Consider the following 13379-nt stretch of genomic DNA (forward strand, 5'->3'; position numbering starts at 1 on the left):
AAAATTAAGTGGACACTTAAATTAGAGTATCAACCTGTGATCGCCGGACGCTTACTAACAAAATAAGCATCATTTCAAACCAACTCTTTATTCCCTGACTTTGCAGCTTTAAAAAAACAGGTATATACTCAGACTATCTACTTGCATGCTGGAGCTTGTGATGAGTACTGGTACTGTGTTTAAAAACAACAACACCCAAGCGGTGCGCTTACCGGTTGATGCGCGTTTTCCTGATGACGTAAAAAAAGTCGCAGTTCGTGTTGTTGGTCAGGATCGCATTCTAACGCCGGTTGCTAATAGCTGGGATTCTTTTTTCCTGCATGGTACTGCGGTTACCGACGATTTTATGACAGAGCGTGCATCACAAGAGCAGCAAGAGCGGGAAGCCTTTTGATGCTGAAATACATGCTGGATACCAATATCTGTATCTACGTGATAAAGCGCCGCCCTATCGAAGTGGCTGTAACCTTTAACAAGAATGCAGGCCTGATGTGCATCAGCTCCATTACCTATGCAGAACTTTGCCATGGTGTTGAAAAAAGCGCTAAACCAGAACAAAACCGCCAGGCAGTGGAAGACTTTGTTTCACGACTGGTCATCTTACCCTATGGGGAGAAGGCTGCTCAGCATTATGGTGATATTCGCTCCGAGCTGGAAAAAGCAGGCACCCCAATAGGTGTGAATGATCTGCATATAAGCGGCCATGCCAGAAGTGAGGGGCAAATTCTGGTAACAAACAACCTTAGAGAGTTTGAACGAATTCAGGGTTTAAGGCTGGAAAATTGGATCGAATAGAGAAATAATCTTTTACACACAGCTCGGATGAAAGGAACAGACTGCGCTTTATGGACACTCATGAGAACTGGAGCCACCAAATTACGTTAGCACTGTTGTGTGAGCAGCTTAAGATTGGTACCGAACAACTTGCGCGAGGCGAAGGCATAGCAGTGACATCCAAAACCACGCTTGATGACTTGTTTGATGACATCAAGCGCTGATTTTTATGGCAGCTTACCAGTTGGCTTTTAAGCCTTACTAACAATCGTCTGGCCAATCGGCGCTACCGTGAGTGCCGCCAACTTAATGTGCTGCAGGCCAAATGGAATGCCGATAATGGTAATAAAGCAGATCAGTGCATGAAACAGGTGCCCTATCGCCAGCCAAATGCCGATAAAGATAAACCAGATGATATTGCCAATACTGCCTAAAGCCCCGGTGCCAATATCCTCGGCCCGGTTGATGTAACGCCGGTTGATGCTTTCTTTTCCAAATGGCCAAAAAGCCATTTGGCCAATCACAAAGCAGGAGCGGCCAAAAGGAATGCCGATGATGCTGATAAAGCAGATAAGACCGGCCAGCCACCAGGCCAGCCCCATCACAAAGCCACCCAGCACGAACCAAAGTACATTAAAAATAAAGCGAAACAATCCCATGTTTTATCCTTTCAAAGTGATTTATGTACACGACTTCCTTGTAGTAAGCAGCGAGCATGCCAACTTTTATATTATTTTTAATCAGTAACTTACACTTACAGTGATACCTGCAATAGCCTGCCCAGCCAAAAGGTTAGTCAATCTCACCTTAATTTAGCTGCTATGGCAATAGCCGATGCCTGCTTTATCGTTGCAATGGTTCGCTTCGATCAGGGCAGGATATCTGCGCTAGCGGGGATCAGGCCACCAGGCATACGGCTGGCCATTGCCAGTAAGCGCCCGCGATGCTGCTGCAACGCTGCTTTATCTGCCTCGGTCAGGCAGGGGCCGATGGCCTGGGTCATGTGCTCGGTTTGATCCAACACCTGAACAGTTTGCTGGCGCTGTGGCTCTGGTAAGAATGGTAAAGCGCGCCGCGATACCTGCAGCATGGGCCGCATTGAATCCAGCACCGGCCAACTGCCCTTGGCGGTTAACTCCATAAAAAGCGGCGCTGTCAGCGCGTGCTCTGCCAAAATCCTATCCACCTCGTCCAGATAGCCCTGGCCCTCTTGCTGCGCCCGAACTTCGGCGGCATGGCGCGACCAATCACAATGCGCTTGCAAGCGAACTTGATACAACGAAGCGACGTTGTCCTGCTCTACCTTAGCCAGAGCCGGCAAAGCCGCTTCCAGTTTGGTCAGGTTGGCATCGGTTAGCACCGTATCGGCCCATGCAGTGCCAGCCACTACCAACAAGGGGGCCAGACTACAGAAACTGATCACGCGACTGAGGCTTTTATTCATGCTTAGATACCTTATAGTGGCTAAAGGCTGATGATAGGTTTCACAGCCGGTTGCTTGCTTAAACCCCATAAGAAGCTTCTCAGCCTGAACCTGCGCTGAAATCAACCACAGTGTTGCCTCAACACTCGTTGCGGATAGGCATGATTGTGCCCTGCAAATGACAAAGAACGCCATCGGCAGAGAGCAGCGCAAAATCACAGCCATCTGTTGTTGATTGCCAATGACACTGTACTTTGGCAGGCAGAAAAATGGGCTTGGCAAAACGCACCTCGACCTGATAAGGCGGTTCAGGTAAGGCCCCCTGTGCTGCCAGCTCGGCCAGGCAGCGGGCTTTGCTCCACATGCCGTGAGCGATGTTGGCTTTAAAGCCAAACAAGCGGGCAAGCAAAGGGTGCAGATGAATAGGGTTTAGATCGCCGGATAAACGACCATAGCGCCAGCCCAGGCTGGCTGGCAGCGTCCATAGGGTACTATGCTGTGCCAGGGACAATACAGCATTTGTCGCTGCAGGTGGTAGCCTATCCTGTTTAGGGTCGCTTTGTTGCTGACGTTGCAAATAGCTGGCTCTGCTGCGCCACACCAGTTGTCCATGCTGATAGAAGGCAATCTCCAGCCAAACCAGCTGGCCTTTGGCATGCGGCTCTGGCAAGCCAGAGTGCACCGCCATGCGCACCGGACTGTGCGGATCTGGTGGTGCCAACACTTCAATGCGGTTCGTCAGATGCACCAGGCCAATGGCTGCCAATGGAAATCGGCGCTGAGTTAACAGATAAAGCTGCAAAGGAAAGCTTGCCACCTGAAACCAGCAAGGTGCACTATGCTGGCTTGGATGCTGGCACAGTGTCAGATAATCCACCGGTTGTGGCAAAGCTGGTAACAGCACTTCGGCACTTAGGCTCTCGGATGCTTTGCTACCACGCGCCATCAATGCCCTGAAGTAGCTGGCTGTAAGATTCGGTAATTTCTGCGCTGATAACAAAGAGCGCGCGGCTGGGTTATTTTTATCCAAAATGATCCAATTTGGCTGAAATTCACTAGGCTTTGATACTAACGACTATTGTTTGTTGTTCGCAACCACCCTGGAGATCCTAAATGCGCACATTACAACTACTATCACTGTTCCTCTGCAGTGCTTTGCTACTTTTTAGCGGCCGGGCACTGGCCGACCGCTTTGCCGATGTACAGATAGAAGCTACCGAGCTTGCCCCGGGACTTTATATGTTGATAGGAGCCGGCGGCAATATGGCAGCCCTGACCGGGGATGATGGCATCCTGCTGATTGATGCCCAGTTTGCCGAAATGGCTGGCAAGATTGAAGCCAAACTTGATGAACTGGCGCAAGGGCAAAGGCTGCAAGTATTGGTCAATACCCACTTTCATGGCGACCATGTCGGTGGAAATGCCAAACTGGCCGCAGATGGCCGCATTATCGCTCACGACAATGTGCGAAAGCGCCTGCGAGCGGATAGTAACTTCCCGGCGGAAGGCTTGCCAAACCTGACCTTCACCGACCAATTAAGCCTGCACATGAATGGACAGACAATTTTGCTGACCGCCATGCAGCCAAGCCATACCGATGGCGACAGCATTGTCTGGTTTAAAGCGGCGAATGTGGTGCATATGGGCGATCTGATGTTTGAGGGACGTTTCCCATTTGTCGACACCAATTCAGGCGGCAACCTGCAGGCTTATATGGACGTAACCCGCCATGTCATTGCCAACATTGATGCCAGCACTCAGGTGATCCCAGGCCATGGCGCTTTAACCAACCGAGCTGGCTTAGAACGCGAATTGCATATGATGGAAGCCACTCTGGCTCAGGTACAGCAGTATAAAAGCGAGGGCCTGACACTGGAATCGATGATAACGCGCGGCCTGGGCGAGCAGTGGCGCGGCTGGCACTGGAGTTTCATTACCGAAGAGCGCTGGATCCGCACTTTATATCAGGCACTGGCAGATTAAAGCTGCGCCCTGCTCTCTTATGCTCTCTTAGCCGAAATGGGCTAGCCAGACTGGCTAGCCCGAGTGGTATGAACGCTTTGGCCGCTCGATGCGTGGTTGATGGCCTCGCTTTTTGACACCAGCTCCGGCTCCTTGCGATGCTTCTTCAGTTTTCACCGAGTCTTTCAGCAAATCACTCAGCAAAGCAAACTCAGCTGGGGTTACTTCACGCCACTGACCAGGTTTTAAATCGGCCAGCTGAATGCTCATAATGCGAATGCGTTTTAAGCGGGTCACTTCAAAACCAAGATAAGCGGTCATACGGCGGATTTGCCGGTTTAGTCCTTGGGTCAGAATAATGGAAAACCTATCCGGCCCAATTTGCGTGACCTTGCACGGCTTGGTTACTGTGCCAAGAATGGGCACGCCAGCCGCCATCCGTTGGCAAAACTGGCGGTTGATGGGCTTATCAACACTAACCAGATATTCTTTTTCGTGGGCATTGCCGGCACGCAAAATCTTATTGACGATGTCGCCATCGTTGGTTAGCAAGATCAGGCCGGAAGAAGGTTTATCCAGCCGGCCTATCGGGAAAATGCGCTGTGGATAATTCACCGCATCGACAATATTGCCTTTGACCGCGGTGTCGGTGGTACAGACCACCCCCACCGGCTTGTGGTACACCAGATAGACCGCCTTAGGCTTGGCTTTCAGCGGCTGCCCCGCCACCACGATATAGTCGCTGTCGCTCACCTTCATGCCAGTTTCAGCCAGGCTGCCATTGACCAGCACCTGGCCCTGTTCAATCAACCGATCGGCTTCGCGCCGTGAACAGATACCGGTTTCACTGATGTATTTATTCAGGCGCATGCCTGCTGCTTCGCTCAAAATGCTTACTCCGGCAGATACTGATAGCGGCCATAGCCGTCATCATCCAGGCCAATAAACTGCAGGCGTGGATGCTGTTCAGCTTTGGCTTTGGTTGCTTCCAGGCTGCTGCTGCGAAACTCCAGCCGAGCCCCGACCGGCAGCTTTAGTTGCCAGTTCTGTTGCAATTGCACCGGAATGGCTTCGCCGTGCTGCTTTGCCTGCTCGCGGGTGAAGGCAGCAATGATCTGCCGAACTTCCATTTGACCGGTGTAATGCACCGGTGCTGTTGTGGCATGGGGAAAAAAGCCGCCACCACTGACCCGGTAATTGTTGGTGGCCAGCAAAAAGCGCTGATCGGCACGAACCGGCTGGCCCTGATAGCTCAATTCAACAATACGATGGCTATCACTCACTTGTTGGCCTTCGCCATCAAAACGTGCAGGTTGGCTCAAATCAATGCGGTAGCTAAGCCCGCTCATCATGTCGAAGTTGTAACTGGGAATGCGCGGTGCCAGCAGTTGCTGCCACTCATCCTTACCTGCTTCGACGGTGTTAAAGGTTCGGGCCGACATTTCCAGCCAGTCACGCAGTTCACTGCCACTGAGCTCTATCACCCGCAAGGTATTGGGGTAAATGTACAGATCCGCGATGTTACCCAGGGTCAGTGGGCCAGCAGCCAGATGGGTATAATCTTCCGGCCCGCCAAAGCCACTGCGAAAAGGTGCCGCCGCACTGATAATGGGGAAATCCGGCAGCTCACCTTGCTGCTGCAAGGTTTTTGCATACCAGCTTTGCGCCTGATTGACCCAAGATACAGCCGTATTCGGTGCTACCCGGGCAAAGAAGTTTTCAATGGCGCCATCGGTAGCTCCCAAAGGCTGATTCAGCATCGCCAGGGTTTGCGCTTGCTCGTCGCTCAGTAAGGCCACCAGCAATTCATCGCGCTCTGGACCCACCTGGCGTAACTCACTGGCAGCATGAACCACCTGCCAGCTGCCATCGGTCTGCTTAAGCGTTAAATCTATCACCCCAAGATGACTGCCATACTGGCCTCCCATCACGGCAGGTACGCCATGAATGAAACCACGCTCGGCATCCACCCCGGCCATGCCCTGATAATCCGGCCCCGGTAGTTGCCGGTGCTGATGGCCCAGCAATAAAGCATCTACCCCTTCAACTTGTGCCAGATAAAGCCCGGTTTGCTCGGCACCTTCCGGGTAGTCGCCGTAATCCCTCAGACCGGTATGGGCAATCACCACCACCACATCCGCCCCTTCAGCGCGCATTTTCGGCACAAAATACTGAGCAGTAGCTACCATATCCCGTGCTTGTACCCGGCCCTCGAGATGATGCCGATCCCAACGCAGAATATCCGGCGGTACCAGGCCCAAAATCCCCACCTGAATATCATGGCGCTGCATATCAGTGCCAACAAAGCTATGGCTTTGAATCACATAAGGCGTATAGCGGCTAGCCTGCCAGTCGTCCGCTGCGGCATCCGGCTCAAACACATTGGCCGATAAAAACGGAAAAGTGGCACCTTCAATGGTGGCATCCAGAAACTCCAGGCCATAGTTAAATTCATGATTACCGAGCGCCGCGGCATCATAGCCCAGATAGTTCATCGCCCGGATCACCGGATGGCGTTGCTGCTTAAGATACACCAAACCCTGAGCATGGGCCCAATCGCCAAGCGCACTGCCCTGAATGGTATCTCCGTTATCAAGCAAAAGGCTGTTTGGCTGCTCCAGCCTGGCCTGATGCACCAAAGCCGCAGTATGCGCCAAGCCAAAACGATCGGTCTCACGCTGCTGGAAATAATCGTACCCCAGCATGTGGGCGTGCAAATCATTGGTATGCATAATTCGCAGCTCGAGGTGCTGCACCCGCTCCGGGCTTGGTGAACACCCGGTCAAAGACAAAGCAAACAGCGCCAGCAATGCAAAAGTGGTGGTTTTTCTCATGGAACTCTCTTCATTAGGCTTCACTAAGATCCTGAATCAGCGAATTGTAGCATTTTTTGCGTGACAATTTTACGGCCTTTACTCTCAGCTTGTGTCAAATTGCGCTCAAGTTTCCTGTATTTGAGGCGATAACCTCTATGTACCGGATAACCCGCTCACTCAGATGGAGGATGCAGCATGAACGAACAAAGTCGCTTAGAAAAATTACGCAACCTTGGCGTTCGCCTGCACGAACTGCAGTTGGTTCAGCCTGCGGCTGGGAAGTCCTACACCTCGGTTGCACTGAATTACCTGTTCAGCCGTCATGAGCTCACCCGCCCTTGTGGGCAGTCGCTGGATGTCACCTTACGATCTCTGGCTGACGCCATTGTGCAAAAGCATCAATTGAAATTTAGCCGTTTTGATTCCGACTCCATTATCGACTACTTTTGCCGCCTTTACCGGGCCCACTAACGATTGCTGCTGCGCTGCAACGCAGCAGTTCACTGGACAGACTACTGGCCTTCTTTTAAGCTGTTCCCTTTAATGAAGAGGGCCTGTCCATGAGTTTTTCCGCCGTTCTGGTCGCTTTGCCAGCTATCGTCTGTTCGGCGGTCGTGTTGCATTTGCCTAAGCTGACAGCACCAGCCGATGCCCCGGCCATTCACAACCAACCTTTGGCAACAACGGAGCATAGCAGCAGTTTTTTACTGACCATCACAGGTGTTGTACCCAACCATTACCACCAGCGCCATACCGAGCAAATCTATGTGCTGCAAGGCAGCGCTCGCATGCGCCTGGCCGATGATGAACTAAACATTCAATCGGGTGACTACCTGCTGATCCCGCCAGGTACTGTTCATGGAGTACTGGAAATCACTTCCGAGCAACCACTAAAAGTTCTGTCCATTCAATCGCCCCGCTTTGATCCAACGGATCGGGTGCTGGTAGACGACTGATGGATTCTGTCACTCAGGCCGCGCTTGGCGCAGCTGTCGCCGTTGCCGTCATGGGCAAGTCCACCCCGGTGAAAAAAGCAGCCTTGTGGGGGGCGGTTGCCGGCACCCTGCCCGATCTGGATGTGTTTATCCATTATGGTGATGACCTAAGCAATATGCTGCGCCATCGCGGCGAAAGCCATGCCATTTTTTACCAAACACTTTTCTCGCCACTTCTTGCCTGGCTGATTTGTCGCTGGCATCAGCAACAAGCCCTGTTCCTACGTTGGTGGTTGGCTATCTGGCTGGTACTGGTTACCCACAGCCTGCTGGATACCTTTACCACCTATGGCACCCAACTGGCACTGCCGTTTAGCAACTATCCCTTTGCGCTGGAAAGTATTTTTGTGATTGACCCGCTCTACACCCTGCCACTGCTGATTGGCGTTGGCCTGGCCTGGCGCTTACCCGGGTCTGGGCTTGGCTTTAATAAGTTGGGGTTGCTGCTGTCTTCGCTCTACTTAGGCTGGGGCTTGCTGGCGCAGCAATGGGTGTTGTGGCAACTCGATCAGCAGCATCCCGAGCTGGCGCATTATGAGCGGCTGGTGCAGCCGACAGCGCTCAACACCCTGGTCTGGCGGGTTATTGTGATGGACGCAGAGGGCTATCGCGAAGGCTTTTATGCACTGAATGATGGCAAAACTCTGATCGAGTTTCGTCAGCATGCCTTTCCAGAGCAAGCCAAAGCACTGAGCCAACTTCCGGCGGCGCAAGAACTCACCCGTTTCAGCCATGGCTTTATCGGTTATTTTCAACGCAGCCAGTTGCTCACTATGGCCGATTTACGGATGGGCATGCAGGGCAATTATGCGTTTGAATTCAGCCTGGCTTGCCAGCAAGGCACAGAGCTTAAACCGATAGCCGTAGTGCAATTGGATAAACCCTACCAGATGCTTGAGATTTGGGCCTGGGCCTTTCGTCGTTTTTGGCTGGAAGCCAGGCCACTCTCGGAGATCACAGTGCGCAGCCAGCCAGACTGCGACTGACTTACGGCCAGCTTTTGGCGGTTGCCAAATCAGGCAAGCTCTACCCGGTTGCGGCCATTGTGCTTGGCCTGATACAGCGCCTGATCGGCCCGGTCGATGTTCTCATCGGTCGATTGGCTGGTATCAACCCGGGCCAGACCGGCACTGAAAGTACACTGAAACAACTGCTCCTGAGCACTGAAAGGAATGGCCTGGAACGACTGTCTTATACCATCGATAATGGTTTTGGCTTTTTTCAAAGAGCAATCCGGCAAGGCCAGTAAAAACTCTTCACCACCATAACGCCCTATCACATCGGTTTTGCGCAGTTTTTGTTGCAACAAATTCGCCAGGCTGCTGATGACCTGGTCACCAACCAGGTGGCCGTACTGATCATTGACCCGCTTAAAGTGATCCAAGTCCAGCATCACTACAATCAATTCCTGCTTGCTGCGCTTGGCTTTGGCAATCTCATCGTTTAGTCGTTCTTTAACGGTGGCATGCTGTAGCAAGCCAGTCAGGCTGTCACGGGTCATCATCTCCGCCAGCTGTCTGGCACGTTGGGCTCGGGCAAACACTGTCACGGCCAAGGCCTGATCGGTAATGGGTTTGGATATGAAATCATCACCGGCTTTTACCAATGCATCCAGTTGGCGCTGACTATCTGTTTCTGACGATAGATAGACGATAGGCACCCCAAGCCATTCATCCTTGAAACGGATGATCTGCGCCAGCTCCGGGCCACTGCAATCAGGCATATTCACATCCAGCAGAATGACATCAGGCTGAAAGCCCTGCAAACCTATCAACATCTTGGTGGGATCATTCACCACTTTGGCTTCCATACCAGCCTGCTCAATAATCAGCTGGTAATGCTGTGCCAGCATCACATCGTCGTCGACAATCAGGATCCGAAAACGCGCTTGCTGGCGCAGGGCCAGTAAACGCTGAATACGCAGCTCAATGGCCGCTGCGTCCACCGGTTTGCTAAAGTAACCACCAGCACCCAAACGCACTGCTGTCAGATACTGGTTAAAACTTTCTTTTTCACCGACGACAAACAGTACAGTGGGCTGTTGTTGATTTGCCAGCAATTGCTGCAACAGTTTTTTCAGCCCATCTGCCAGGCGGCTCTGCGGCATATCCAGCACCAGCACATCGGGCTCTTGCACAGCCACAGCTGCTTTTAACTCTTCCAATGTGCGGCAACTGACCACCTGATGACCAAAGGGATCCATCGCCGATGTCAGCTGTTTGCCAAGCTCACCGTCTTTACTGAACACCAGGATATGCGCTTTGCGGGTAAATTCATCATCGGTCGCCTGAAACAGGGGTTCCGGCGCGACTTCGAGTACATAGCTGCTGTGGTTACTGAGCTCCTCTACCATCTGCAGAAACTGCTGCTTAAGCTCAGTTTCGGGCCGTACATCAATCTCCAGCCATGAATCAAGCTCCATTTCCAGCGCCTTAGCTTGCTGGCCAAGTTCTGGCATGCCAAAAGTACCTGCAGAGCCTGCCAGCGTATGGAAGCGCTGTTTCAGTGTTTTAGCGATGCTTTGCCAGCTGGTGTCGCTTACATCAAGCAACTGGCCTGCCATGGCGGTAATCTCCGGCCAATCCTGCTGCAAGCGCACCAAATAACTTTGTTGCAACGCTTCCAATTGCTGCTGAATCTGCTGTTGCGATGCTGGCATTGCCTGCTCTTCATGAGAAAAAAACTACTTTGTAAAAAGTAGCGAATTTCCAGCCTAAAAGCCATTAAAAATAAGTATTTCAAGATTTTTTCCTTAACCCCATAAGCCGGTAAAGTACAACTTAGCGTTTGCAGAAGTGGCAAGAAAGGCTTGCAAAGTGAACTTGAATACTTATAATGCGCCGCAACTTTAACCACTGCGGAGACCCATCGTGGGCGAACAACCTGGAAGTAGGCGTTGGTCTGTCGATTGTCAGTCAACACGAGGAATGTTTTAACGCTTCGCAGTCTGGTCTTTAGCACTATTCTGCCAAGCGCAGAATAGTTATGTTAAGTAGACACTTTTGTCATACTCCTTTCATCTCTATTCAATACCATCGGTTTATAGCAATTGCGTTAATCGCAATTGATTGTATCGCTTTGTCTGCTGCGCACTTGCGCTTGCTTATACAGCAGTAAACGGACCGAACCTTTCCTTTTGCTGAACTGGCGGCCACAGACTGCCTGACACACTCTGTTTTCTCATGCTGGCAACCGCTTCAACCGAAGAGGATAAGGCGCATGTTGACTAAAAACCATGTAGCTTTGCGTGATGCAACCGTAGCCCCAACCAAATCGTTGTCTCTGACAGCTCTGGCCCTTGTTTTACTTGGTGTCAGCAGCCTGGCATACGCCGGTCGTCCGATGATCACCGATGATGCCACCCTTGTCGACGACTGCCAGCTGGAAAGCTGGTGGCAGCGTAACCGTGGCCCCAATGAGTTTTGGCTGGCGCCGGCGTGCCAGCTGGCAGGCGTTGAATGGGGGTTTGGCTATGCCAGCCAAACCGCCGGTGCACCCGAATTGTATGAACTGGCAGCAAAAACCGAACTGCGCGTGCTGGAGCCAAACAACTGGGGCGCCACCCTTGGCTTTAGCCATGGTTTTGCGCAAGGGAGCTTTCGCGGCGATCAGCATCTCAACCTGGCTGTTACGCACAGTTTTGCCGACGATGCCTGGCTGCTGCACAGCAATCTTGGCTATGCCAGCAACCGCGATAGCCGCAATGAATGGACTGCTGGTGTGGCGCTGGAGCGTGAAGTATTCAACAACCACTGGGCTTTTGTTGAAGTTTTCCGTGAGACAGCTGGCCGGCCCTTTTACCAGCTGGGCTATCGCTTTGAGCCCAAAGCTGAGCGGCTGCAGCTGGATATCAGCTATGGCAACCGGCTCAGCAGCAGCGCCAATGAGCACTGGGTCAGTGCTGGCTTTGTCTTTTACTTCACCGCCTTTTAAGCAGGGAGAGATATCATGAATGCACAAGATTTGATTTTTAACCTGCGCACCGTTTTGCTCAGCAAAGACAAAGACGATATGGCGCAACTGGTCAGCCGTTGCCACCCGGCCGATATTGGCGCAGTGCTCAGCAGCTTTACGGTAGCGCAAATTGCCCAGTTACTTAGCCTGACGCCGGTCGAAGAACGTGCCCTGCTGTTTGGCTACCTACCAAAAGAGCTGGAAGCTGAGATTGTACCCAGCCTGGAATCAAAAGCGCTGGGAGAGCTGTTCTTGCATATGGCCTCGGATGAGCGGGCCGATTTGTTCAATCTGCTGCCGGAAGACCAGCAAGGGCGTCTGCTGCCGGTATTGGCTAAAGCAGAGCGGGAAGATATCCGCAAACTGGCGGCCTATGGAGAAGACAAGGTCGGCTCTGTGATGACATCCGACTATGCCTTGCTGGATGCCAAACGCACCGCCAAAGAAGGCATTGCACAGCTACGTAAAGCCGCGCCGGATACAGAAACCATCTATCAGGCTTATGTAGTCGACTCCGATCGCCGTCTGGTGGGCACTGTGTCGCTTAAAGATCTGATTATGGCCGATGAAAGCGCCATTATCGGTGATTTTATGACCCATGATCCGGTGTATGTCAAAGCGGATGCGCCGCGGGAAGTGGCCTCGCAGATGATCGCCAAGTACGACCTGATTGCACTGCCGGTCACCAATGGTGGTGACAAGCTGGTTGGTATCGTGACCTACGACGATGCGATGGATGTGGCAGCTGAAGAAGCCACGACCGATTTTCGTAAAGTCGGTGCGGTCAGTGAAATTGTTGGCAACATCAAGGATGCATCCATCAACTTGCTGTACCGTAAGCGGGTGTTCTGGCTGGTGTTGCTGGTATTTGGCAATATCTTCTCTGGCGCAGGCATTGCCTACTTTGAAGACACCATTGAAGCGTACATTGCGCTGGTGTTCTTCCTGCCCTTGCTGGTAGACAGTGGCGGTAATGCCGGCTCTCAGGCTGCAACCCTGATGGTACGGGCGATGGCAACCGGCGAAGTCATGATAAAAGACTGGGCCAAAATGCTGGGCAAAGAGTTTGTCGTAGCAGGCCTGCTCGGCCTGACCATGGCACTGGCAGTATCCACCCTTGGCTTTTGGCGTGGTGGTCCTGAAATTGCCCTGGTTGTTGCTCTGACCATGCAAATCGTGGTGGTGGTAGGTAGCGTAATTGGCATGTCACTGCCGTTTTTGCTCAGCCGCTTTAAGCTGGACCCGGCAGCTGCCAGTGCGCCGCTCATTACCTCGATTGCAGATGCCTGTGGTGTGATCATTTACTTTGCCATGGCCACCTGGATTCTGGATATCCCGGTCGGCTAAGCGTCATCAAACGGCAATAGCCTCGTTGTGCACTGCCGTGCCGGCTCCCAACCCCGGTTCGGCAGTGGTTCTCCGGGATGCACATTGCGATCGCATCAAACACTCACT

General features: G+C 52.4%; 14 protein-coding genes and 1 pseudogene. 9 read left to right on the top strand and 6 right to left on the bottom strand.

Annotated features, from left to right (window positions below; all coding sequences use genetic code 11):
* Positions 1 to 160: 160 nt before the first annotated feature.
* The 3 genes from vapB to JJU14_RS09620 are packed head-to-tail and all read left to right on the top strand — an operon-like array spanning position 161 to position 998.
* The gene (gene vapB, locus JJU14_RS09610) at positions 161 to 394 is read left to right on the top strand and encodes a type II toxin-antitoxin system VapB family antitoxin (RefSeq protein ID WP_228612955.1); all 234 of its coding nucleotides are present in this window, start codon (positions 161 to 163) and stop codon (positions 392 to 394) included.
* Positions 394 to 795, top strand: a complete 402-nt coding sequence (locus JJU14_RS09615) for a type II toxin-antitoxin system VapC family toxin (RefSeq protein ID WP_228612957.1) — start codon at positions 394 to 396, stop codon at positions 793 to 795. The genes vapB and JJU14_RS09615 overlap by 1 nt, the downstream gene beginning before the upstream one ends.
* Positions 796 to 845: 50 nt before the next feature.
* Positions 846 to 998: a hypothetical protein gene (locus tag JJU14_RS09620; RefSeq protein WP_228612959.1), complete on the top strand. Its 153-nt coding sequence runs from the start codon at positions 846 to 848 to the stop codon at positions 996 to 998.
* Positions 999 to 1025: 27 nt separating this feature from the next.
* Here the strand turns inward: JJU14_RS09620 and JJU14_RS09625 are convergent, their stop codons facing one another.
* From JJU14_RS09625 to JJU14_RS09635, 3 genes are all read right to left on the bottom strand, one after another.
* The gene (locus JJU14_RS09625; RefSeq protein ID WP_228612961.1) at positions 1026 to 1433 is read right to left on the bottom strand and encodes a YccF domain-containing protein; all 408 of its coding nucleotides are present in this window, start codon (positions 1431 to 1433) and stop codon (positions 1026 to 1028) included.
* A 209-nt stretch (positions 1434 to 1642) separates the two neighbouring features.
* Positions 1643 to 2218 carry a hypothetical protein gene (locus JJU14_RS09630; protein ID WP_228612963.1) on the bottom strand — a complete coding sequence of 192 codons (576 nt, stop codon included), beginning with the start codon at positions 2216 to 2218 and terminating at the stop codon, positions 1643 to 1645.
* 118 nt (positions 2219 to 2336) lie between these two features.
* Positions 2337 to 3143, bottom strand: a complete 807-nt coding sequence (locus tag JJU14_RS09635; RefSeq protein WP_228612965.1) for a MaoC/PaaZ C-terminal domain-containing protein — start codon at positions 3141 to 3143, stop codon at positions 2337 to 2339.
* Positions 3144 to 3310: 167 nt separating this feature from the next.
* Between JJU14_RS09635 and JJU14_RS09640 the strand changes: the two genes are divergently transcribed.
* Positions 3311 to 4180, top strand: a complete 870-nt coding sequence (locus JJU14_RS09640; protein ID WP_228612967.1) for an MBL fold metallo-hydrolase — start codon at positions 3311 to 3313, stop codon at positions 4178 to 4180.
* A 135-nt stretch (positions 4181 to 4315) separates the two neighbouring features.
* On the opposite strand, the pseudogene rluF reads toward JJU14_RS09640, so the two are convergent.
* Positions 4316 to 5029: pseudogene (rluF, locus tag JJU14_RS09645) on the bottom strand (23S rRNA pseudouridine(2604) synthase RluF); the annotation flags it as partial.
* 23 nt (positions 5030 to 5052) lie between these two features.
* A complete protein-coding gene (locus JJU14_RS09650; RefSeq protein ID WP_228612969.1) occupies positions 5053 to 6993 on the bottom strand; it encodes a bifunctional 2',3'-cyclic-nucleotide 2'-phosphodiesterase/3'-nucleotidase in 1941 nt (646 codons plus the stop codon).
* 177 nt (positions 6994 to 7170) lie between these two features.
* Here JJU14_RS09650 and JJU14_RS09655 point away from each other — a divergent pair, with 177 nt between their 5' ends.
* The 3 genes from JJU14_RS09655 to JJU14_RS09665 all read left to right on the top strand — a co-directional run bounded on the left by JJU14_RS09655 (position 7171) and on the right by JJU14_RS09665 (position 8956).
* Positions 7171 to 7446, top strand: a complete 276-nt coding sequence (locus JJU14_RS09655) for a hypothetical protein (RefSeq protein ID WP_228612971.1) — start codon at positions 7171 to 7173, stop codon at positions 7444 to 7446.
* Between the two features lie 89 nt (positions 7447 to 7535).
* Positions 7536 to 7931, top strand: a complete 396-nt coding sequence (locus JJU14_RS09660) for a cupin domain-containing protein (RefSeq protein WP_228612973.1) — start codon at positions 7536 to 7538, stop codon at positions 7929 to 7931.
* Positions 7931 to 8956 (top strand): metal-dependent hydrolase, encoded by a 1026-nt coding sequence (locus JJU14_RS09665; RefSeq protein WP_228612975.1) that lies wholly within the window; start codon positions 7931 to 7933, stop codon positions 8954 to 8956. The genes JJU14_RS09660 and JJU14_RS09665 overlap by 1 nt, the downstream gene beginning before the upstream one ends.
* A gap of 29 nt (positions 8957 to 8985) precedes the next feature.
* On the opposite strand, the gene JJU14_RS09670 is transcribed toward JJU14_RS09665, so the two are convergent.
* The gene (locus tag JJU14_RS09670; RefSeq protein ID WP_228612977.1) at positions 8986 to 10629 is read right to left on the bottom strand and encodes a diguanylate cyclase; all 1644 of its coding nucleotides are present in this window, start codon (positions 10627 to 10629) and stop codon (positions 8986 to 8988) included.
* Between the two features lie 560 nt (positions 10630 to 11189).
* Between JJU14_RS09670 and JJU14_RS09675 the strand changes: the two genes are divergently transcribed.
* Together JJU14_RS09675 and mgtE are read left to right on the top strand one after the other, a co-directional pair.
* Positions 11190 to 11903: a hypothetical protein gene (locus tag JJU14_RS09675; protein ID WP_228612979.1), complete on the top strand. Its 714-nt coding sequence runs from the start codon at positions 11190 to 11192 to the stop codon at positions 11901 to 11903.
* A gap of 15 nt (positions 11904 to 11918) precedes the next feature.
* A complete protein-coding gene (mgtE, locus tag JJU14_RS09680) occupies positions 11919 to 13271 on the top strand; it encodes a magnesium transporter (RefSeq protein WP_228612981.1) in 1353 nt (450 codons plus the stop codon).
* Positions 13272 to 13379: the final 108 nt, after the last annotated feature.

The organism is Alkalimonas sp., from assembly GCF_020831925.1.
Classification (GTDB): domain Bacteria; phylum Pseudomonadota; class Gammaproteobacteria; order Enterobacterales; family Alteromonadaceae; genus Alkalimonas.